Below are 22,806 nucleotides of genomic sequence, written 5' to 3' on the forward strand. Positions count from 1 at the left end.
ATGCCAGATGTATTCAATCCTGAAGAACGCAGCCGCATTATGGCAAAAGTTCGTGGCGAGAATACATCGCCAGAACGTCTTGTGCGATCGTTAATTCATAAAATGGGGTATCGATTTCGATTGAATGTCAAAGATTTACCTGGAAAACCTGATATTGTCCTTAAGAAGCATAAGAAAGTTATATTTGTGCATGGGTGTTTCTGGCATCAGCACGAAGGGTGTCCCCATGCTGCGCGACCATCGAGCAATACCGAATACTGGAATAAAAAACTGGATCGGAATATGCTTCGTGACCGGGAACATATGCACAAACTGGAATATCTGGGCTGGAATGTGCTGATCGTGTGGGAATGTGAAACAAGAGATCGCGAAAAACTGGTCGACAAACTGAAAGGCTTCCTGACCTCCTGATGTCTCACCGCCTGCATCCCATTCCCGCAATTGTCGAGGCGCCGTTGCACGCGCTGGTCGATCAGCGGCGCATTGCCCGGATTGCCAGTGGACCGGCGCTTGCCGCCGCCGTGCATGCCGGGTTGCATCTGCCGGTCGTCTGGAGCGCCGAGCCGCGCGAAGCCAGCGAGATGCACTTCGAGGAACTGGCGCGCACCGTGCCCGCCGAAACTGAGGTGATCTACGGCATCGGCGGCGGTCTGGCGGCGGATGCGGCGAAGTACGTCGCCTGGCGCCGCAGTCTCCCGCTGGCGTTGATTCCGACCGCCCTCTCGGTTGATGCCCACTTCACCTGGGTCAGCGGCGTCCGACGCAACGGATGTGTGGCGTATCTCGACACCGGTCCGGCGCAGGTTGTGTACGCCGATGACGGGTTTCTGGCGCACGCGCCGCCCCATCTTCGCGCCGCAGGCGTGTGTGACCTGCTCTCCATCGCTACGGCGCTCCACGACTGGCGGTACGCGGAAGAGCGCGGCATGAATCCGCCAGAGCAACGGTATACGCCGTGGGTTGCCATGGCAGCGCAGGCGATCCTCAATGGCGCGATCACTGTTGCCGAAGCCGCAGGGCGCGGCGACCCGGAGGGCATCCGTGAATTGTTGCGGCTCCTGGCGCTCGAAGTGCAGCTGTGCAATCTGATCGGGCATAGCCGACCGGAGGAAGGTTCAGAACACTATCTGGCGTATGCGCTGGAAGCGCATCCGTCGATCGGCAGCGGTCACGCCCACGGCGACCTGGTGGGACCGGCAATCCTGCGCGCTGCCGCCTGGCAGGGGCAGCATGTCGCTCCGCTGGAGCAGGCGCTGATCCAGGCTGGCGTACCGCTTGATCGCGTGCCGGAAACGGTCATGCAAGAGGTGATCCGGGAGTTGCCGTCGTATGTTCGACGCCACCATCTCGCCTTCAGTACCGCTCACGACCTGTAACCTGCGCGCTGCCCGGTGGTACAATGCGGGGCAGTCCTCTGGATGCGAGGTGAAATATGAAGATCGTTGTCATCGGCGGCGGCAGCACCTACACCCCTGAACTGATCAAAGGTCTGATCGCCCGGAGTCCCATCCTGAATCTGCACGAAGTGTGGTTGGTCGATCCTGATGAGGAACGCCTGCGGATTGTCGGTTCGTTCGCACAACGCATGGTCAGCCATGCAAACGCCGGATTTCGCGTCGAGTTGACCGCCGACCGGCAGCTGGCGCTGGAAGACGCCGATTATGTGGTGACTCAGTTTCGTGTTGGCGGGCAGCAGGCGCGTCGCAATGACGAACTGCTTGGACGACGGCATCGTCTTGTCGGGCAGGAGACGACCGGCGTCGGCGGGTTTGCCAAGGCGCTGCGCACCATTCCGGTGGCGCTCGACATTGCGCGCGATATGCGCGCAATCGCACCGCAGGCGATCCTGCTCAATTTCACAAACCCGGCAGGTCTTGTCACCGAGGCGGTGGCGCGTCATGGCGGCGTGCCGGTGATCGGGTTGTGCAACAATGCGATCAATGCGCAGCGCGCGATTGCCCGCATGGTCAATGTTCCACCCGAACAGGTGTTCATCGAGCAGGTCGGGCTGAATCATCTGAACTGGATCCGTCGCGTGACGATCAACGGCGACGATGCGACTGATGCCGTACTCGAGGCATATGTCGAGCATCTGCGCCACGACGAGGATCCGATCCATTTCCCACCCCGATTGATCCAGATGCTGCGCGCCATTCCTTCGTCGTACCTGCGCTATTTCTACCTTACCCCGCAGATCATTGCGCAGCAGGAGAGCGGTGCGCCAACCCGCGCCGACGTGGTGATGGATGTCGAGCGACGGTTGCTCGCGCGCTACGCCGACCCGACGCTGCGCGAGATGCCGCCGGAACTGATGGAGCGCGGCGGAGCGTACTACTCCACAGCGGCTGCGGCGCTGATCGAATCGCTCCACACCGGCGACAACGCCATTCATGTTGTGAATACGCGCAACAACGGCGCTATCCCCAACCTGGACGATGATGTGGTCGTCGAGATGCCATGCACGGTCGGGAAGCATGGCGCAACGCCTATCCCCGTTGCGCCACTAGAGCCGATCTTCCATGGTCTGACCTGTCAGGTGAAAGCGTATGAACTGCTGACCGTGAAAGCGGCGGTCGAGGGCGACGAGGATGCAGCAATGCTGGCGCTGCTCACCAACCCGCTCGGACCGGATGCAGCGCGCGTTGAGACGGTGTGGGAGGATATCAAACGAACGAACCGGGGTTTGCTTCCGACCTTCGAGAGGTAACGTATGAATGCGTCTGCCCTGCTCGCTGGCGCCGCGATGCGCCGGATTACTCCACAACTCGATGCCCGTCCGGTTTTTCTGGCGGGATTTCAGAATAACCGTCGCGCTACAGCGATTGACACCGACCTGTATGTGCGCGCGCTTGCGCTGCGCCTCGATGAGCGGATTGCGGTAATTGCCGTGTGTGACCTGATCGGTCTCGACCGCAGCGATGTGCTCGATGTGCGCACTGCGCTCGATGCGCGCGGCATCGATCCGTCCGGTCTGGTTGTCGCCTGCACCCATACCCACAGCGGACCGGATACGCTGGGATTGTGGGGACCAGACCGGTACGTCAGCGGGGTGGATCCGCTCTACCTGGCAGCGGTCAAACAGGCAATCGTCGATGCGGCAATAGAAGCGCTGACATTCTGCTGCCCGGCGCGCATGCGCTGCGCAATGACCCGTCTGCCGGGATATATCGCCAACTTCCGTGATCCGGGCATTGTTGATGATGACGTGGCGGCGCTCCAGTTTGTGAAACTGGATGGCGAAGTGATCGCCACTCTGCTGAACCTGGCGTGCCATCCAGAAGTGCTGGACGGCGACAGCACGCTGATCTCGGCGGACTATGCCGGGTATGCGTGTCGAGAAGTGGAAACGCGGGTCGGCGGAGTGGCGTTGCATGTTTCTGGCGCGCTGGGCGGAATGCTATCCCCCGACACGCGCGACCGCACCCCTGCCTGGGCGGAGCGCATGGGGCGCGCCTATGCCGATGCAGCACTGGCGGCACTGGAGGCGTCGGCGGTGATCAATGCTGATCGCCTGGAAGTGCGGCGCACCGAATTCGACCTGCCGCTGGTCAATCCGCTGCTGCTCATGGCGCAGCAGATGGGAGTATTGCGGGTGCGCCAACCGGTGAACGGTGCGATTACAACCTCGTGCACCTTCATCGATCTCGGTGCAGCGCAGATCATTACCGTTCCCGGCGAACTGCTGCCACGGCTGGGGTTCGCAATCAAAGCCGCAATGCCCGGTCCCTGCAAGATTCTCGTCGGTCTGGCGGACGATGAAATCGGCTACATCCTGCCCGATGACGAATTCGTGCCCCCCGCCGATTACCTGAACCCTGGCAGGCAGTATGAAGAGAGCATGTCAGTCGGACCGACCACTGGCTCACGCATCCTGGCAGCGGCGCGGGAGTTGATCGGAGATCATCCGTGAGCGCGTCTGCCGGGGGACGCGCCCGCGGTTGACGGGCAACATCTCAGCAGTCGATGAACTCAACCACCCGCTTCACGAACTCTGACGGGCATTCGAGGTGCGGCGCGTGCCCGGCGCCCTCGATGACATGATGGGTCATCACCGGGCAGCGCGTGCACATGTCGCGTGCGATTACCGTAAACTTCTCATCCAGCGCACCGGTGATCAGCAGGGTCGGTATCGAAAGGCACGGCAGGTCGTCCCAAAACGACGGTTGCGCGCCCGTCCCCATGCTGCGGAGACTGGCTGCCAGCCCTGCCGGAGTGTTGCGCAGGCGCTGTGCGCGTAGCCGCTGCTGTACCGCTTCCGGCAGGCGCCGTTGACTCTCCCACAGCGGCAGTCGCTCCCATTCTTCCACAAATGCAACGATTCCGTTCTGCTCAATGCGAGTCGCCAGCGCCTCGTCAAGCGCACGCCGCGTGGCGCGTTCCACTTCAGTCGCCAATCCCGGCGATCCGCTTTCCAGGATCAACGTCCGCACCGCATACGGGTACAGCAACGCAATCCCCAGCGCCAGGCGCGCACCCATCGAATACCCGACCAGATGCGCTGGCGTGGCTCCGAGGTCGCGCAGCCGGGCGACAATATCGCCAGCGACCAGCGGCAACGTGCAGCGTGCCGGGTCCGGCGGCGCAGGCGTGCGTCCGTGTCCCGGCAGATCGATCCGGATCACCCGAAACCGGTGTGATAATTGATCGGTCACCTCCGCCCAACTCTCGCTGCTGCCGGTAAAACCGTGGAGCAGCACCAGCGGATCGCCAGCGCCGGTCTCAGTGACGTGATAGGAAATATCGGTCGCGGGTGAGGTTTCGATTGTGCTGCTCATCTGCGGGTTGTGAATTGCCATGTGACGTTGAAAGGTCGACCATCATAGGTTCCGGTGACCGTTGCTTCAATGGTCGTAAATGGCGGCAGCGCCTGAGCGGGTATGATAGCCACGCCTTTGTGACCGGCAGGAAGGTTCGTTGTTGCAGAATGGGGCAGTGACATTCCTGACCCTGTGCGCAGGCTTACACTGCTGATAACAGGCGTCGGACCAAAGTATGGCCAGAACAGGGTAATTGGCAACTGTATCGGAGGGACATCCTGCTGATCGCCTCCAGGATACCGTACTGGCCAACCGGGGAAGGTCGTATCCTGATCCAATCGAGCATGTGTCAGAACATCCAACCCGGCAGCGCTGACCCCTCTCGTTTGGTAAAATCCGAACCCAAAGGTCGGAGTCGTTGGATACAGCAACCAGGCCCGATGTCCAACCGACATCATCCAGCCATCTATCGCGTCCAGCGGTTTCCAGACGTTGCCCGAACCCAGCCAGACATTTCCTTTCTGGGCACATGTCTGCCCTGCTCCAGAAGCCCAGGGAAGCGACGGATTCTGGTCATGGGTCAGCACTCCGTTTTCCGCCATATAGCGCGCATGTTGAACACAATTGTCATTCAAAGTCGGATCGGCAGTGACCGGCGGAACACCAGCACGGGCGCGATATGCATTGACCTGTGCGAGCCAGTCATTCGATGGGAGGGATGGTTGTTGCGATGCCTGCCCACTGTGCCGAGTTTCATTGCCCAGCAACCCCAACAAGACATGGTAAGGAGGAGCAAGTTCCGGATGCAACTCGAATCGCGCACGCTCGAACCACTGCACCTGATACGTTTTGCCATCGCTCAGTGTTTCTGAAACAAGATCGCTCAACGGCAAACCGAAGAGCGCCAGACTCTCAGCCTCGGTCGTACCACGCCGACCATCGAGTTCAAGTCCATTCGCCCGCCATGCAGCAAGAATATCCCCACACACATTGTGACCTGTCTCTGGAAAGAAACGGCATCCTGGTTGTGGCTGACTCTGCGGAAAGGATTGCCAGTCGCGTCCCATTTGAGAGAGACGCTCGGCGCCCAGTCTTCCCAGTAAGACATCGTAGGGCGGACGATTGCCTGGATGCAGTTCGAGGCGATTGCGCTCAAATTGCTGCGCGCGCACTATACGCCCTTCAATAGCCATGCCTTGCTCAGGTCCTGTGGGAAAACCAAACACCGGTAATCCGCCGTTCTGTTCCCAGAATGATCGTATGCGTCCTGAGATGCAAAAGCCGGTTTCAGAGAAGCAGCGTTCAGCACTCCGACCCGTTGCGTGAGGGACCGTCGAGAAAAACGCCATTCCCGTCATGAGAAGGAGCAGAAAATATCGCATACGCAGATGTATACCTCCCTTTCTGTGCGCATTATATCACTGCGAAATCAACTGCCGAAGCCCTGTATCCCGACGCTCACGCTGCGTGAAGCAACGACTACCCCAAATTGCGCAGGACGCGCTACAATAAGAAAATAACAAACACACTATGCGCCACCGCAATGTCGCGGCGGATGAGAGCGTCGTTGTTCTCCACAGCATGGGTGCAGCGGCGCTGCGCCCTCCCGGCGCCAATCGCCGCCATTCCGGTGGCGTGCGGAGGCGCCTGCAATGCGTATCAGGGTTAAAGAGTTTCCTCCGCTGTTCCGCGACCGACGCGAGGCAGGTATGTTGCTGGCGCGTCGGCTCGCGGCATTAGCCAACACTCCCGATCTGCTGGTGCTGGCGCTGCCGCGTGGCGGCGTACCGATTGCGTATGAGGTCGCGCGTGCGCTTCACGCGCCGCTCGATATTGTCCTCGTGCGTAAACTCGGCGTCCCCGGACATGCCGAACTGGCGATGGGCGCCATCGCGGAAGGCGGTGTGCGCGTCCTGAACCACGCAGTCATCAGAGAACTTGGCATACCGTCAGACATCATCGAGCATATCACCACTGAAGAACAACGTATTCTCGAACAACGCAGACGCCTCTACCGCGGCGATCGGCGTCCGCCGACGGTTGAAGGCGCGCGTGTCATTCTCATCGACGATGGTCTGGCGACCGGGATGACCATGCAGGCTGCGATCGAAGCGGTTCGGCGGGGTAGTCCGGCCGGGATCATTGTGGCAACGCCGGTTGCTGCTCCTGAGAGTGTCGCGGAAATCGAACCGCTGGTGGATGAGGTTGTTGCGCTGGCGACACCTGAATTGCTCTACGCAATTGGCATGTGGTACAGCGACTTCACGCCAACCAGTGATGAGGAGGTGCGCGCGCTCCTCGCCGAGGCGTTTTGCGGCTATGCACCGGCGCCTCGTTCCGATGAAGCGCTGGAACGAGGCGCCACCTGATGCGATCCATGATGGCTGAATGGCTCGAAATCATGCGTCATCGTGGAATTCAGGAGGAACGTATGAATGTTCTGCTCAAAGGAGTATCACGCGAAGAAGTACGAGAACTGATCGAGCAGGGTGGGACGCCGTGGGTCTCGTTCTTCCTGGCGCCCTATCCGCCGGGTGAAACGCTTCAGCGTGCAGTTCAACTCGAAAATCTGTTGCGGCGCGCCGAAGCGGAACTGGAATCCGGTGGATATGAACGCGATGATATGCGTGCGATGCTGGCGCCGGTGTGGGACATGACCGATGCGCGAGCACTCGAAGCATACCAGGATGCGGGTCTGGCGATCTATGTCGCTCCTGGTCAGGTTCACCTCTACCAGTTGCCGCATCGTGTCAGCGATGCGGTGATGGTGGGGCAGCGTCCATACATCAAACCGTTGCTCATCCCGCGCCCGGCAACCGACTCGTTCTATGTGCTGGCACTGAGCAAAAGCCGCGTGCGGTTGCTGCACGCCACACCGTCCGGCATCACGACAGTTCCGCTGCCCGACGCCCCCGAAGGACTTGAGGATCTGCCGCAAACCGACCCGACTGGTCGTCAGGCGCAACGCCACGTCACCCGTTTGATGCGTGGCGGTGCAAGCGGCGCCATGTATCCGGGACATGGCGGCAACATTTTTGACGAAAAAGCGGAGGTGCATCGCTATCTCCAGGCAGTAAGCAATGCTGTCGAACGCGCCATGAATCGCACCCGTGATCCGCTGGTGCTGGCGGGTGTGGAGTATATGGTCTCGATGTATCGCTCGCTGAACGGATATGCGCACATTGTCGATGGTCATATCAGCGGCAGCCCGGATCACCTGAGCGACGAAGCGTTATGTGAACGTGGCGCAGGTGTCCTGATGGATGACCTGAGTCGTCGCGCCACCGATGAGCGTGACCGCTTCGAAGCGCTGCTTCAGTCCAATCCGCCGCGTGCCAGCACGAATTTGCGCACCATCCTGCCCGCAGCGCACATCGGGCGTGTAGAGCGCCTCCTCATCGCCAGCGACCGGCAGGTCTGGGGGCGCTATAACCCTGATGAGGAGACCGTCTCACTGCACGACGAGCCACTGCCCGGCGACGAAGACCTGCTGGATGTCGCCGCTCACCAGACGATCCTGCATAGCGGCGAGGCGATTGCAGTGGCGGCTGCCGAAATTCCCGGCAGCAACGGGATCGCAGCGGTCTTCCGCTATTGATGAAACCGGATACCAGCGCACGCCAGGTCGAAAGAAAGATAGTGAGAGACACAGGTCGTTCTGGGGTGTTCCTGGCGCGCTGGAACGGTGTGCGTCCCCGCATGCGCGGGCATCTCGCCTGCACGCAGCGATACGACCCGTCACGGGAGCGAGGGCATCGTGCCCTCACCACTCCACGAATGCGGGACGCCCTCGCTCTGTGGCAAACAGCGCAGATTGGGAACGAACATCACCGTATCGCGCGTCGTGTTCTACCAGATGTGATGTCATCGGCGAGTCGCCAAACGAGCGCTGCTACAGGACAGAACCTTATCCTCTTCACCCCCGGTTCAGCAGAATGCTCTGCATCGGTGGAGTTCGTTGAGCGCCCACGGGGGCGCGCGCCAGCGCCGACAGAGAAGTGCGAAGCACTGCTCTCATCATCTTTTCATCTTCGACGCATCCTGCCAGCGTTCTACCACGCATCTTCCATTCCTCGTATGCGCGCACAGGCGTAGACTCGAGGTGAACAGCGGCATATTGACGCCGCTGAAGAAAGGAGAAAACCATGAAACGCGGGATCCTTCTGGTCACCCTTCTGCTGGCAATTACCGGTGCGCTTGTTGCAGCAGCGCCAGCAAGTGCGGCGGAACGGCAGCGATGTTTCCCGGAAACCGGCTACTGCGTCTCCGGCGCGATCCTGCGCTACTGGGAGCGCAACGGCGGTCTGCCCGTATTCGGCTACCCGATCAGCGAACTGCGGATCGAGCAGGTCGAGAACTGGAGCGGACCGGTGCAGTGGTTCGAGCGTGACCGTCTCGAGGATCACGGCTCGATCGGCGTCCTCGCCGGTCGGTTGGGCGCCCAGGCGCTCGAATACCAGGGACGTTACTGGCAATCGTTGCCGCGCCCGACATCGATCCCGAAGGAATGCCGGTTCTTCCCGGAGACCGGACACTCGCTCTGCGGCAAGTTCCTTGAGTACTGGCAGCGCAACGGCGGCTTGATGCGCTTCGGTTATCCGATCAGCGAACCGATGACCGAAACGCTGGCGAATGGTGATGAACTCTGGACCGGCACGGTGCAGTACTTCGAGCGACGACGGATGGAGTACCATCCCGAACTGGCAGGAACGCGCTACGAGGTGCTGCTTGGGTTGCTGGGGCGCGATATATACACCGCCGTTAGCGACCGCTGCGCTCCACCGGCGCCGTTCCTCGGTCCTACCACCCGCGCATATCCGAACATTCTTGGGTGTCCATCGCCATTCCCGAAACTGGCGGTTCCGGCAGCATCGCAGCGCTTCGAGCGCGGCGCCATGTACTGGGTTGCCAACACGGGTGACATTGCGTCCTGGCAGGCTGGCAATATCTGGGTGGTCTTCTACGACAACGCGCGCGGCTCGCTTGTCTGGCAACTCCACCCCGATTACTGGCGTGAAGGGGAGCCGGTGAGCGGCGGGATGACGCCTCCGCCGGGTCTGTTCGAGCCGATCCGCGGGTTCGGCAAACTGTGGCGCGAGAACCAGTTCGTCCGCGAGACGCTCGGTTGGGCGGTTGAACCGGAAAGCGCCGACAAAGCTGTGGAGCAGTACTTCCGGGGCGGAGCGTTCGCCATCTATCGCATGAATACTGACCGGATCTACATTATGAAGCCGGATAACACGGCAGAGGACATTCAGCGCATTCGCTGAGCGGGAGTAGTCAGGAATCGGCGGGGGGGTGGGCGTCCGACGTGATGCTCGCCCCCTCTGTTCTCATGCAGACGGAGCGTCCATACTCGTTACGCAGTGGTAGCGGTGCATTGCGCATTCACCATACCGTAACCTCATACGCAGCCTGAAAGATGTATAATTGAAGTGATACAACGTCCTGGCGCTGAACGAAGGGCGAAGAGCGTTATGAACCGGCGACTGCACCACCCGCACCTGATCATGACCGGCATCGCAATCCTGATCGCAACAGCCATTGCCGCGCCGATCGAACTGCGCGCGCGGCAACGTCCCGCAGTCGCCGATTTCGCCCCGCCGCTCCCGGCTTCCGAGGCGCAGGCAGTCGTCGCTGCCGCGCGCGCCGCCGAACGGATGCAGCAGCAAAGCGCAGCGGAAGCAGTTCCGCTGCCGGCAGTACAAAATATGTACTTCGCGTCCTCCGGCTTTCACATCAGTGATCGCACCGGTTTCCTGAGTTTCTGGCGCAGGAACGGCGGTGAACTGATCTTCGGCTACCCGATCAGCGGCGAACTGATTGAAGACGGGCGGATCGTGCAGTACTTCGAGCGTGCACGCTTCGAGTACCATCCAGAAAACCTGGGCACCGAGTATCAGGTGATGTTGTCGCTCCTCGGCAACGAGATCACCCAGGGGTACGATTTCCCCGACGGTCAACCGACGCAGGGGCGGCTCTACTTCCCCGAAACCCGCCAGACGCTTGGCGGGAAGTTTCTCAGGTTCTGGCAGAAACGCGGCGGTCTGCGCATCTTCGGCTACCCGATCAGCGAGCCGTTCGAGGAAATCAGCCCGATCGACGGTCAGGTGCGTATCACCCAGTATTTTGAGCGCGCCCGTTTTGAATATCATCCCGAACAGTTGCCCGCGTTCTACCGTCAGATGGAACGGGCGAACGGGATCATATTATCCGGGCTTCACGAAGTGCAGCTGGGCGATCTGGGACGCCAGGCGATGCAGCGCCGTGGCCATACCCCGCATGCGGTCGGTCCCATGCCCGGTGCGCCCGCCTGGTCGCCCAAACTGTTCGAGCGCCGGATCGAAGTTAATCTGACGCAACAGATGCTGACCGCTTTCGAGGGGGATGTGCCGGTCTATCGCGCTCCCGTCGCAACCGGTCGCGATGGCTTCAACACGCCAGCCGGATCGTTTGCCATTTACTACAAACTGCCGAGGCAAACGATGACCGGTTCGGCTGGCGGCGAGTCGTGGTATGTCCCTGATGTGCCATGGGTTCAGTATGTCGTTGGCGGCGTGGCGCTCCACGGCACCTACTGGCACGATGCCTGGGGCACCGGAGTGCGCATGTCGCATGGGTGTATCAATCTGAATATCGATGATGCGGAATGGCTCTATCACTGGGCGGACATTGGGACGCGCGTGGATGTCGTGTATTGACGCACGATCGCTGCCTTGACAACCCTTCTCCTTCGTGCTACTCTGACTGCCACTATCCCGTCGGCCCTCTGCCGCCGCGTCGCAGGGCAGCACTATGGACTCACCAGCAACACTCGCGGTGAGCAGTGGCGATGTCGCCACCGACTCCTCTGTTCGTTCAACGCGCCGTACTAGTGCCGCGCCGCAGCCGCCGCTGCGTCCAAATCCCGAGTTTACCCATAGCCCGGTCGCCGATGAGCTGGTTGCGCGTCTGAAACTCTACCAGCGCCAGCCGAACGGCAGTACCGATCGGATGGCACGCAGCGAGGAACTGGTGCGCAATGCGTATGCCGTCGCCTGTGAAGCGCACGGCAAACAGAAGCGCGACTCGGGTGAGCCGTATATCGATCATCCGGTTGCCGTTGCGCATATTCTGATCGACCTGCAGCTCGATGCAGCGTCAGTTGCTGCCGCACTGCTCCACGATGTCCTGGAAGATACCCTCGTCTCCAAAGAACAACTGACAGCGTTGTTCGGCGCCGAGATCGCCAATCTCGTCGATAGCGTCACCAAACTTTCGGCGCTGGAAGCGCGCACCCGCGAAGAAGCGCAGGTCGGCACGTATCGCAAAATGTTCATTGCAATGGCGGACGATCCGCGTGTGGTGCTGGTCAAACTGGCAGACCGCCTGCACAACATGCGCACTATCGGCTCGCTCTCCGAAGAGCGCCAGAAACGCATGGCGCTCGAGACGCTCGAAATCTACGCCCCGCTGGCGCATCGCCTCGGCATCTGGCAGATCAAGTGGGAACTCGAAGACCGCGCCTTTGCCGTCCTCAACCCTGAAAAATATCAGGAGATCAGTCGTCAGCTGTCATTGCGGCGCGATGCGCGCGAGCGCCTCGTCCACCGCGTGATCCAGCGTCTGCGCCAGGTGCTCGAAAAAGAAGGGATCAAAGCGGATATTACGGGGCGACCCAAGCACATCTATTCGATCTATCGCAAGATGGAACGCAAGGGCGTCAGCCTCGACCAGATCTACGACCAGCTCGCGGTGCGCGTGATTGTCGATACGGTTGCCGACTGTTACCGCGTGCTCGGTCTGGTGCATGCAACCTGGCCCCCCGTGCCCGGCGAGTTCGACGATTATATCGCCATGCCGAAGGAAAGCATGTACCAGTCACTGCACACAACCGTGCTGATACCTGGTGGTCAACCCTGCGAGATCCAGATCCGCACCCACGAGATGCACGAAGTCGCTGAACGCGGTATTGCGGCGCACTGGCGCTACAAAGAAGGGTTTGGACGCATCGACGCATCGTTCGAGAGCAAACTGGCATGGTTGCGCGGCTTGATCGAATGGCGGCGCGATCTCACCGATGCCCGCGAGTTCGTCGATTCGTTCAAGACCGATGTGCTCGAAGAGCAGGTGTATGTGTTCACTCCCAAGGGCAAAATCATCGACCTGCCGGTTGGAGCGACGCCGGTTGACTTCGCCTACCGCATTCACTCCGATGTCGGGCACAGTTGCGTCGGCGCAAAGGTGAACAACCGGATTGTTCCGCTCGATTACCAGTTGCGCAACGGCGAAATCGTCCATATTATGACCTCGAAGACGCCGCGCGGTCCGAGCCGCGACTGGCTCAACTTCGTCAAGACGAGCGGCGCGCGCAACCATATTCGCCGCTACTTCAAGCGTCTCGACCGTACCGAAAATATCGCTGCCGGGCGCGAATTGCTGGAAAAAGAACTCAAACGCCTCGGTCTGTCGGTGCCCTTCGAGGAGATTGTCGCCATCACCGGTCTCAAGTCGATCGATGATGTGTTCGCCCAAATCGGCAGCGGCGATATCACAGCGCGTCAGGTTGCGCAAAAGATTCTCAGCCACCGCACACCGGTCGGTGCAGACGACCTGGCAGACATCCCGCAGGTCGCTCCGACAACTGAACGCCCCAACGATACCAGCATCATCCGTGTACGCGGCATCGAAAACACGCAGGTGCCGACCCGCCTGGCGCGCTGTTGCAATCCGGTGGCGGGCGAACCGATTGTCGGCTTTGTGACTCGTGGCAAGGGAATTACGGTGCATCGCGCCGACTGCCGCACCATCCTGAACGAACGCGACCGCGCGCGCCTGGTGGAGGTGACCTGGGGCGCCGGCGTACCAAAGCAGGGATACCCGGTGCCGGTACGGATCGAAGCCTGGGATCGCGTTGGGCTGTGGCGTGATGTCTCAGGCGTTATCGCCGATGCGGGCATTAACATCGACGCGGTCGAGCAGGTGCCAACCCGCCGCCCCGGTCGCGCGGTGCTGACCGTCACCCTCCGCATCCAGAGCATTGCGCAGCTGACCGCCATCCTCGACAAACTCAACCGTCTCTCCGATGTGATCGAAGCGCGTCGTGAGCAAAATGCCGCCCCGACTGCTGAAACGCCCTGAAGAATAATGTTGACGTTCGAAGTGTGAAGTGCAGTCTCGCGCGAATGTGCGTGTACGTTGCGCACCTGTCTCGGCGACATCAGAAAAGGAGTTGTTCATGCGTATCATCTCGTTCCAGAATGCAATCATCCTCTGCTTCATGCTTACCGCAGCGGCATGCGGTACTGCGCCAATCGTGGCGCCGACGTCGCTCCCTTCCGCCCCCACAGCAGCAGGAATGAACCACGGCGATCACGGCGGGGCGACCGCGTCGCAACCGTATGACGCTTTGTTCATCGACAGCATGATCGTGCATCACGAAGGCGCGATTACGATGGCGCGCCTGGCGCTGCAATCCGCCGATCGACCGGAGATCAGACGCATGGCGGAGGAGATCATTGCCGCGCAACAGGCGGAAATTGAACGCATGCGCGCCTGGCGCGCCGCATGGTACCCCGACCTGCCGCCCACCGCAGGCATGACCATGGATATGGGACCGATGGAGGTTGCGCCCGGCGAGACCCCGTTCGACCGGCGGTTCCTGGAAGCAATGATCCCGCATCACGAAGGCGCGGTTGCGATGGCGCGCGATGCATTGCAGAAGGCGGAGCACCGCGAGATCGGCGAACTGGCGACTGCTATCATTGCAACGCAGGAAGCCGAGATTACCCAGATGCGTCAGTGGCTCAAAGAATGGTATGGCGTCGAACCGTGAGCCTTTGACCGGATTGCTGGTATAATCCCTCTGGGTCTTGCCGCGAAGCGTGCGGTTGGAAAGGAGGGAAGCATGCAGATCGCGCCTGGCATTTTCAAGGCGTATGATATTCGCGGGATCTATCCGACGGAATTGAACGAAGAGGGCGCGTATGCGATTGGTCGCGCGTTTGTGACATTCCTCCAGGCGCGCGAGGTGATCGTTGGTCACGATATGCGCCTGTCAGGACCGGCCATCTTCGACGCAGTCACGCGCGGCATTATGGATCAGGGCGCCGACGTGGTGAACATTGGGTTGGTCAGCACCGACCAGTACTATTTCGCCTGCACCAGGCTCGGCTTGCCGGGAATGATGGTCACGGCGTCGCACAATCCGAAGCAGTACAACGGCTTCAAGATGGTGCGCCAGATGCCGTATCTGCTCAGCGGCGCCGAAGGCATCCAGGATCTGCGGCGCATTGTTGAGAACGATGCTTACGCGCCGACGACGCGCACCGGCAGCATGCGCGCCCTCGATCTGTCAGACGAGTTCGTGACATTCGTTCTCGGATTGATCGATAGCGACATTCTGGAACGCCGACGACTCAAAGTCATCGCCGATACCGGCAATGGCACAGTTGGACCCATCCTCCAGCGCGTGTACGGGCGCCTGCCGATCGATTTTATCGGAATGTATCTGGAACCGGACGGCAACCTGCCGAATCACGGTCTCGACCCGCTGATGCCGGAGAATCGCGCCGAACTCGAGCGGCGCGTCGTTGAAGAGGGGGCGGATGCCGGGTTTGCCTTCGATGGCGATGGCGATCGTTTCTTTGTCATCGACGACCGCGGGCGTTTCATTTCGGGCGACTTTCTGACCGCACTCCTGGGGCGCTACCTGCTCCGACGCGCACCCGGCAGCAAGATCGTCTACGATGTGCGCGCATCGTGGGCAGTGCGCGACCTGATCAGCGCTGCTGGCGGTGTACCGCTGATTGAGCGTGTCGGGCATGCGTTCATCAAGCGCCGCATGGCGAACGAGAACGCCCTCTTCGGCGGCGAAGTATCCGGGCACTACTACTTCCGTGATTTCAATTTCGCCGATTCGGGCATCATTCCATCGCTGCTGGTCATGGAAATGCTGGCTGGCAGCGATCAGTCACTCTCGGCGATGCTGGCGCCGCTGGAAGAGAAGTATTTCATTTCCGGCGAGATCAACTCGACGGTCGCCAGTCCGAAGGAGCGCCTTGAAGCGCTGGCAGACGCATACGCCGACGGCGTCATCGAATGGATCGACGGCATCTCGGTCACATACCCGACGTGGCACATGAACGTGCGCGCATCGAACACCGAGCCGCTCATTCGTCTGAATCTGGAAGCCACCACACGCGAGGAGATGGAACGCCGCCGCGACGAGGTGCTGGCGATTCTTCGGGGATGAGCAGGGGTGTTGAGCGTTGAAGGTTGAAGGTTGAAGGTTGAAGGTTGAGCGTTGAACGTACCGTTCGCTTATTTTTTTGACGGATGGCTTCCTGATGCGATCTGCGACTTGACAAATAACGACCTGGCTGCGAGGACGCTCCCGTTTTATGGCATCAGGAAGCCTTGCATGAAAACAAGCGAACCGAGGGTTGAAGGTTGAAGGTTGAGCGTTCCAACGTTCAACGTTCTAATCCGGTTGCATCGCACGCCAATGATTGCTACAATTGAGAAGGGCGCTCTTTGCTTCATGGGGACGTGGCGGAACCGGCAGACGCGCAAGTCTTAGGAACTTGTGGAGCAATCCGTGAGGGTTCGAGTCCCTCCGTCCCCACCAGGCTCCGTTGAGATTCGACAACCGGAATGCATCCTCGTTGGCGTGAATTCGCGTTTTTCTGCATTGAAATGCGTTATATGTCAAAGCGGCAGCCTGACGTTCGCGCTTGACTCGCCCTGTTGAACTCTCTATAATGCTAACGACCAGTTAAGATTGTGAAAAACGTCGCGGCGTTCGGTGAGGGTTATCAGCCATGCGAATCGAAACGCCAGTTGAATATGAAAGCGTAAGCGGCACAGCAATGTATCACGCTGTGCCGCTTTCATTTGTTATGTTCGATAGATGCGGATGCCAGGCGCTGCAGTATGGGTGCGCCTGCCTGTACTAGATGAGGAGGCGGATATGCATTCGGACCTGATCGGGAAGATCGAAAAAGCCCGGCGTTACGCGCAGGAACCGGAGCGCATCGCACTTGACGAATTGACCGTTCGTTTCCACGGCGGCAACAACGATCACATCGTTCAACTTGCGAATGGACGTTGGGCTTGCGACTGTGATGTGTTTCGTTTGCGCGGTGTGTGCGCTCACGTTATGACCCTGCAAAAGGCGCTGGCGCCGATGCTGTCGGCTGAAGCGCGCGAGCCGGGTCCTGTGATTATCCATTCTGAATTGATCAGCATGATCGAGAAGTCGCGCCGCTACCTGCATGAACTGAATCGTATCGAGATTCTGTCACTGCGCGCGCGCTTCCGTGGTAATAACAACGACCACGTGCTGATGTTGACCGACGCCGGCTGGTCGTGCGATTGTTCAACGTTCCGTGTGTGGAACACCTGTGCGCACGTCATGGCGCTTCAGCGTATTCTTGCGCCAATGCTGCCTGCCATCGCCCGTGAGCCGGGCACGGTTGTCGTCGAAGAACATCTGGTCAGCGCCTTAAGTTGACGACGCGAAGCCGGTGATGTCATCCCCGCCCATACCGGGCGGGGATTTTGTTGTGAAAGGAGCACGAATGACCCTGGTTATCGCTCATCGCGGCGCATCAGCTTACGCGCCGGAGAATACACTGCGCGCATTTGAACTTGCCGTGCGTCAGGGCGCCGATATGTGCGAACTCGATGTGCAGCGGACGGCGGACGGCGTGCTGGTGGTGTTTCATGATGATACAACAGACCGCTGGGAGGCGCAGGGACGACCGGTAGCGCACTGCACCCTCGCCGATCTGCGGCGACTCAATATTGGCGGCGAACGTGTCGCAACCCTGGCTGAGGTGTGCGCATTCGCCCGGGAACGTGGTATACAGTTGAATGTCGAGATCAAAGGCGTCGGCATTGGCGGCGAGGTCGTGCGTCTGTTGCGCAACGAACGGGTGATCGACCAGGTGCTGATTTCATCATTCTGGCCCGCAGCGCTGGCTGAAGTGGCTGCGGTTGCGCCCGATCTGCCGCGCGCCTGTTTGATGGGCATCCCCACCTTTCGCCCTGATGTGCGCCTGCGTGAAAGCTGGCCCTTCCTCGACCTCAAAAAAGCCGGGGTTGTGGCATGGCACCCTGCGTATCAGATTCCATTGCTTGATCACATCCTGCCGCTCGTGCGTCGTGCGGGGTATCGCGTCAATGTCTGGACGGTCAACGACCCGGAAGAGATGCGGCGCTTTGTGATGCTCGGCGCCGATGGAATCATCACCGACGTGCCGGATGTGCTGCGGTGCGTCCTGAAACAGACTTGACGTAATTGACGTTATCGTTTATATTCGGTAAACGGCGAGTGTATGTTCGCTGATTGGTATCATTTCTGTAACGACGTAGTAACCAATGGCGCACCATTCGTTTGCAATTTTTAACGCCTTATGGTACACTCGCCCCATCGTGCCATCCGCTAACGATATGCTCTGTTTTGTGCGTGGTTCAACCGGTCCTTCAGGACCAGGTTGCTTCTGGCGCATGGTGCAGGGCATACCGCCAGGAGATGCTCCATGATTGAGCAAAGTCATCGGGGTATGACGTCGGACCCGTACAGCCTTGAGTCGCTGCAACGACGAGCGCTCGCCAGACGGCGACAACGAACATCGTTCACCAGCATCTTTGCAACTCGATGGCAAACAGTTCGGTCTACCCGATTCGCTCATCCCGCTTCTCTCCTCGCACGGCTTCCCTCTCGTGTTGCGCTGCATGCGCTGGTTGCTCTGCTCCTTCCCGTGGCGATGCTGCTGTCGCAACTTCGCCCCGGCGTGCTGACGCCAGCGGTTTCTGCGCCAGTTGGGTCACAGGAGGGGAGCGAGTTGACCGTACCGCTTGCGCCGGTCGATCTCGACGCTGCGATTGGCGATCCGCCGCTCGAAGAGACTGCCGATCTCCCGGTGCCGCTGTCGCTGATTTCGCGCAGCGAGGCGCTGGCGCCGATCGTCGTCCCGGCAACGATTGCGGTTGAGCGCGCATTTCTGCGCAACGGTCCCGGAACCAACTACGATGCAGTCGGACGTATTTCGGGTGCAACGCCGGTGCAGGTCATCGGTCGCTACGGCGACTGGTTCCAGGTCCGCGAACGGGTTGATGGTCCGATCTACTGGATTTCGGGTGAAGTGCTCGCTATCTCGGAAGCGGCGTCATTCACGCTGTTCGAGGTGCAGGAGAGCGCCATTCCGCCGCCGCCGCCGCCCAAGATTGCAACCGTGCGCGAAGACGGTCTGCAACTGCGCGATGGTCCTGGGACGCATTATGTGCCGATCACCAGTCTGAAACAGAACACGCAGATCGAACTGTACGAGATCTATCAGGACTGGTTCCACGTTGGCGCCCCCGGCGGGTTGGATGGATGGGTCAAGGCGGAATTCCTGAATGTCGAACCGTCGGTCGTCAAGCGTCTGCTTGTTGCTGAAACGATCCCGGATCCGAATCCGGCGCTGGTGGGTGTGATCGCCGAGAATAGCGTCAACCTTCGCAAAGGTCCCGACTCGCGCTATGACCGGGTTGGTCGGATCGATGCCGGCGTGCAGGTCGATCTGATCGGAAAGTATAAGGACTGGTTGCGGGTGCGGTTGCCCGACGGCACGAAAGCCTGGGTCTTCCGCGATCTGATCACCACAACAGCGCACGTGCTGCGGCGGGTGCCGGTCAGCCGTGACTTCCCGGCGCTGCCGGTGAGTGGCGGGCGCCCTGGCGCCAGTCCGGGTCTGGCAAACATTGCCGCCAGCGGTGATGTCGCCAGTTTTGCAGTGCAGTTTGTCGGAGCACGCTACCGCTGGGGCGGCTCAAGCCCATCGACCGGCTTCGATTGCAGCGGTTTCACCAGTTATGTCTATCGTCAGTTCGGCGTGAACCTGCCGCGCAGCGCCGCTGCACAGTTCAACACCGCGTATGGCGCATCGGTCGGCTCGATGGAAAATCTGGCGCCGGGCGATCTGATGTTCTTCCGCAATACCGGCGGGCGACGCGGCATCAGTCACGTTGCTATCTACATCGGCGGCGGGCGTATGGTTCATGCCATGACACCCCGCTACGGCGTGCAGGTGTCGGGCATCTGGGGATCGTACTGGACATCGCGCTACTATGGCGCCATCCGGGTGCGCCGGTAACATTCCCATTGCGATAGTGTGATCGACGCCCGTGCACCTGTTGCACGGGCGTTTTCATGAGCGTTGTCACTCGTTGATCACATCGCTGCGGTACAATGCGTGACGGTGGCTCGCAGCATGCTGTGTGCTGCATTCGCTCGCACGCTTGTATTGTTGGGCGATGCTGTGGCGATCTGGCGCACCACGCCCACATTATTCCACACACGAGGAAACAAACGTATGAAAGGATTGATACTCAGCGGCGGCAAAGGCACACGTCTGCGCCCTATCACCTACACCAGCGCCAAGCAACTCGTTCCGGTCGCCAATAAACCGGTGCTCTTCCGGGTCATCGAGACGATCCGCGACGCCGGAGTCGAAGAGATCGGTGTCGTGATCGGCAGCACCGGACCAGAAGTGCGCGCAGCCGTCGGCGATGGCAGTCGCTGGGGAGTGCGCATCACCTATATCGAACAGGACGAGCCGCTGGGTCTGGCGCACGCTGTCAAAATCTCGCGCGATTTCCTGGGGGATGAACGTTTTGTCATGTTCCTGGGGGACAACTGCATTCAGGGGGGGATTGCGCCACTGTTGGAGCAATTTGGCGCAAGCGACTTCAACGCGCAGATCGTTCTCAAACAGGTCTCCACACCCGAACAGTACGGCGTTGCCGTGCTCGACGAGCGGGGGCAGATCGTGCGCCTGATCGAAAAACCGCGTCAACCTCCCTCAGACCTGGCGCTCGTCGGCATCTATATGTTCGACAAGAGCATCTGGGAAGCGGTCGAGGCGATTCGCCCATCGTGGCGTGGCGAACTGGAAATCACCGATGCGATCCAGTGGCTGGTGGAGCATGGTCGGCGCGTCTTTCCCTACATCCACCACGGATGGTGGATCGATACCGGCAAGAAGGATGATATGCTGGAGGCGAATCGGTTGGTGCTGGAAGAAATGCCGGTATCGGTCGAAGGGTTCGTCGACCGCGATTCGCACCTGATCGGGAAGGTGATCATCGAGAAGGGGGCGGAAATCATCAACAGCACCATTCGCGGACCAGCAATCATCGGTGAGCATACGCGCATCATCAATGCCTATGTTGGTCCCTTTACCTCGATCTACCACCACTGCCTGATCGAAAGCGCCGAAATTGAGCACTCGATCGTGCTGGAACACTGCACCATTCGTGATCTCCCCCACCGCCTGGAAGACAGCCTGATCGGGCGGTATGTCGAGATTACCCGATCGCCGCGCAAACCGAAAGCCTACCGCCTGGTGCTTGGAGATCACTCGAACGTCGGGGTGCTGTAAAGGGCTGAACGTTGAACGTTGAACGTTCAACGTTCAACCTGTTCCTACCGGGCGTGAACATAATCGACGCCGGAGATGCGCATAAGTTTCGTCCAGTCGTGGCGTGACTCGATGAAGCGCACCGTGCCGGAGACAGCGCGCATCACAACCGAGTAGGTGCGTGCGCCGCCGCCGAAATACCGCACGCCACGGAGAAACTCGCCGTCGGTGATTCCGGTAGCGGCGAAGAAGACATTCTCGCTGCGCACCAGGTCGGATGTGCGATAGACCCGTTCGAGATCAATGCCACTGGCAGCAGCAAGTGCGCGTTCGTCGTCGTTGCGGGGCCAGAGTTTGCACTGGATCTCGCCACCCAGGCATTTCATCGCGCAGGCGGTGATCACCGCTTCCGGCGCGCCGCCGATCCCCATCAGCATATCGGCGGGCGGATCTTCGATAGCGGTCATAATACCGGCGGAGACATCGCCGTGGAGAATGAGTTTGATGCGTGCGCCAGTCTCGCGGATCTGGCGGATGAGTTCCTTGTGACGCGGTCGATCAAGCACAACGACGGTGATATCCTCGACTTCCTTCTTGAGCGCGCGTGCAACGTTGCGGATGTTTTCTGAGACCGGCGCATTGATATCGATCGCGCCGCGCGCCTGCGGTCCGACTGCCAGTTTGTCCATGTAGGCGATGCCCGCCCAGTGATACAGGGATCCGCGCTCGGCAACGGCGACAACGGCGATTGCACCGGGCATCCCTTCGGCGAGGAGCGTCGTTCCTTCCACCGGATCGACGGCGACATCGACCTCGGGCGGATCGCCAGTGCCAACCTTCTCGCCGATGTAGAGCATCGGCGCTTCATCCTTTTCCCCCTCGCCAATGACCACCACACCATCCATCGGCACAGCGTCGAGCGCAAAACGCATGGCATCGACGGCAGCCTGATCGGCGGCGTTCTTGTCGCCGCGTCCCATGAGGCGAGCGGCGCGTAACGCCGCCGCTTCGGTGCAGCGTACCAGATCCATTCCCAGATTTCGTTCGAGACGCATCCGCAGCCTCCTTGTGCAGTGAGATCCCGGAAAACCGCGCATTGTACGTGGAGAGGAAGTTGTCTATGATTGTAGCATGACTGCACCACTCTGCCTAGCGCTTCGGTGACGCAATGCGTCTCGATGGTCTCATTATGTCTACTGGCACTCTTCCCTTTTGAGTGCTAAAATGGGACTTGACAAAAACAAACGCTTTCGGTAGTATAGAGAGCGGTTAGCACTCTTCCGTCGAGAGTGCTAACCGCTTCAACTGTCTCACCTGATCGATAGTGAAGGAGGTTGCACAGATATGGGCACGGATTTCCGCATCCGGCCGCTCGCAGACCGTGTTGTTGTCAAGCCGGTCGAGCGCGAAGAGAAGACCAAGGGCGGCATTTATCTGCCGGATACGGCCAGCAAAGAGCGCCCGATGGAAGGCACGGTGCTGGCGGTCGGCGAGGGGCGCATCGATGACAACGGCAAGCGCATCCCGATGAATGTCAAGCCCGGTGACCGCGTGATTTTCGCCAAGTACAGCGGCACCGAATTCAAGGTCGATGATGTCGAGTACCTCATTCTTTCAGAGAAGGACATCCTGGGTATCATTCAAGAGTAACGCTGGTTGTA

General features: G+C 60.0%; 19 protein-coding genes and 1 tRNA gene. 17 read left to right on the top strand and 3 right to left on the bottom strand.

The genetic code is table 11. The annotated features are described in order from the left end of the window. Genes ROSERS_RS21200 through ROSERS_RS21215 form a run of 4 tightly spaced genes read left to right on the top strand, consistent with a single transcriptional unit; the run spans position 1 to position 3,910 of the window. Positions 1-411: a very short patch repair endonuclease gene (locus tag ROSERS_RS21200; protein ID WP_011958792.1), complete on the top strand. Its 411-nt coding sequence runs from the start codon at positions 1-3 to the stop codon at positions 409-411. After that, a complete protein-coding gene (locus tag ROSERS_RS21205) occupies positions 411-1,376 on the top strand; it encodes an iron-containing alcohol dehydrogenase (RefSeq protein WP_011958793.1) in 966 nt (321 codons plus the stop codon). The genes ROSERS_RS21200 and ROSERS_RS21205 overlap by 1 nt, the downstream gene beginning before the upstream one ends. A gap of 56 nt (positions 1,377-1,432) precedes the next feature. Next, complete coding sequence (locus ROSERS_RS21210) at positions 1,433-2,707, top strand: 6-phospho-beta-glucosidase (RefSeq protein ID WP_011958794.1); 1,275 nt, start codon at positions 1,433-1,435, stop codon at positions 2,705-2,707. A 3-nt stretch (positions 2,708-2,710) separates the two neighbouring features. Next, a complete protein-coding gene (locus tag ROSERS_RS21215; RefSeq protein ID WP_011958795.1) occupies positions 2,711-3,910 on the top strand; it encodes a hypothetical protein in 1,200 nt (399 codons plus the stop codon). A 43-nt stretch (positions 3,911-3,953) separates the two neighbouring features. Here ROSERS_RS21215 and menH read toward each other — a convergent pair whose 3' ends face one another. Beyond that, the gene (menH, locus tag ROSERS_RS21220) at positions 3,954-4,796 is read right to left on the bottom strand and encodes a 2-succinyl-6-hydroxy-2,4-cyclohexadiene-1-carboxylate synthase (protein ID WP_011958796.1); all 843 of its coding nucleotides are present in this window, start codon (positions 4,794-4,796) and stop codon (positions 3,954-3,956) included. Continuing rightward, positions 4,772-5,950 (bottom strand): CAP domain-containing protein, encoded by a 1,179-nt coding sequence (locus ROSERS_RS21225; RefSeq protein ID WP_232282700.1) that lies wholly within the window; start codon positions 5,948-5,950, stop codon positions 4,772-4,774. Before ROSERS_RS21225 ends, menH begins: the two co-directional genes overlap by 25 nt. Positions 5,951-6,409: 459 nt before the next feature. Between ROSERS_RS21225 and ROSERS_RS21230 the strand changes: the two genes are divergently transcribed. The 12 genes from ROSERS_RS21230 (at position 6,410) to ROSERS_RS21290 (ending at position 21,166) form a co-directional block, all read left to right on the top strand. After that, positions 6,410-7,126: a phosphoribosyltransferase gene (locus tag ROSERS_RS21230; protein WP_011958798.1), complete on the top strand. Its 717-nt coding sequence runs from the start codon at positions 6,410-6,412 to the stop codon at positions 7,124-7,126. A gap of 62 nt (positions 7,127-7,188) precedes the next feature. Beyond that, positions 7,189-8,355 (top strand): baeRF7 domain-containing protein, encoded by a 1,167-nt coding sequence (locus ROSERS_RS21235; protein WP_157041183.1) that lies wholly within the window; start codon positions 7,189-7,191, stop codon positions 8,353-8,355. A gap of 547 nt (positions 8,356-8,902) precedes the next feature. Next, positions 8,903-10,027, top strand: a complete 1,125-nt coding sequence (locus ROSERS_RS21245; RefSeq protein WP_011958801.1) for a hypothetical protein — start codon at positions 8,903-8,905, stop codon at positions 10,025-10,027. Positions 10,028-10,234: 207 nt separating this feature from the next. Then, a complete protein-coding gene (locus ROSERS_RS21250; protein ID WP_157041184.1) occupies positions 10,235-11,458 on the top strand; it encodes a L,D-transpeptidase in 1,224 nt (407 codons plus the stop codon). Between the two features lie 94 nt (positions 11,459-11,552). Then, complete coding sequence (locus ROSERS_RS21255; RefSeq protein ID WP_011958803.1) at positions 11,553-13,877, top strand: RelA/SpoT family protein; 2,325 nt, start codon at positions 11,553-11,555, stop codon at positions 13,875-13,877. Between the two features lie 97 nt (positions 13,878-13,974). After that, positions 13,975-14,571, top strand: coding sequence for a DUF305 domain-containing protein (locus ROSERS_RS21260; protein WP_011958804.1), 597 nt, complete (start codon positions 13,975-13,977; stop codon positions 14,569-14,571). 72 nt (positions 14,572-14,643) lie between these two features. Then, entirely contained in the window at positions 14,644-15,990 is a 1,347-nt protein-coding gene (locus ROSERS_RS21265) for a phosphomannomutase/phosphoglucomutase (protein ID WP_011958805.1), read from the top strand. 290 nt (positions 15,991-16,280) lie between these two features. After that, positions 16,281-16,365: transfer RNA gene (locus ROSERS_RS21270), tRNA-Leu, on the top strand. 342 nt (positions 16,366-16,707) lie between these two features. Continuing rightward, positions 16,708-17,250 (top strand): hypothetical protein, encoded by a 543-nt coding sequence (locus tag ROSERS_RS21275; protein WP_011958806.1) that lies wholly within the window; start codon positions 16,708-16,710, stop codon positions 17,248-17,250. A 67-nt stretch (positions 17,251-17,317) separates the two neighbouring features. Further along, positions 17,318-18,034 (top strand): glycerophosphodiester phosphodiesterase, encoded by a 717-nt coding sequence (locus ROSERS_RS21280; protein ID WP_011958807.1) that lies wholly within the window; start codon positions 17,318-17,320, stop codon positions 18,032-18,034. Positions 18,035-18,280: 246 nt separating this feature from the next. Then, positions 18,281-19,879: a C40 family peptidase gene (locus tag ROSERS_RS21285; RefSeq protein ID WP_011958808.1), complete on the top strand. Its 1,599-nt coding sequence runs from the start codon at positions 18,281-18,283 to the stop codon at positions 19,877-19,879. A gap of 219 nt (positions 19,880-20,098) precedes the next feature. Then, complete coding sequence (locus ROSERS_RS21290; RefSeq protein WP_011958809.1) at positions 20,099-21,166, top strand: glucose-1-phosphate thymidylyltransferase; 1,068 nt, start codon at positions 20,099-20,101, stop codon at positions 21,164-21,166. Between the two features lie 44 nt (positions 21,167-21,210). Here ROSERS_RS21290 and glpX read toward each other — a convergent pair whose 3' ends face one another. After that, the gene (gene glpX, locus ROSERS_RS21295; RefSeq protein ID WP_011958810.1) at positions 21,211-22,200 is read right to left on the bottom strand and encodes a class II fructose-bisphosphatase; all 990 of its coding nucleotides are present in this window, start codon (positions 22,198-22,200) and stop codon (positions 21,211-21,213) included. A 289-nt stretch (positions 22,201-22,489) separates the two neighbouring features. Here glpX and groES point away from each other — a divergent pair, with 289 nt between their 5' ends. Beyond that, complete coding sequence (gene groES / locus ROSERS_RS21300) at positions 22,490-22,795, top strand: co-chaperone GroES (protein WP_011958811.1); 306 nt, start codon at positions 22,490-22,492, stop codon at positions 22,793-22,795. Positions 22,796-22,806 lie beyond the last annotated feature (11 nt).

Origin of the sequence: Roseiflexus sp. RS-1 (assembly GCF_000016665.1) — a bacterium.
Taxonomy (GTDB): Bacteria; Chloroflexota; Chloroflexia; order Chloroflexales; family Roseiflexaceae; genus Roseiflexus.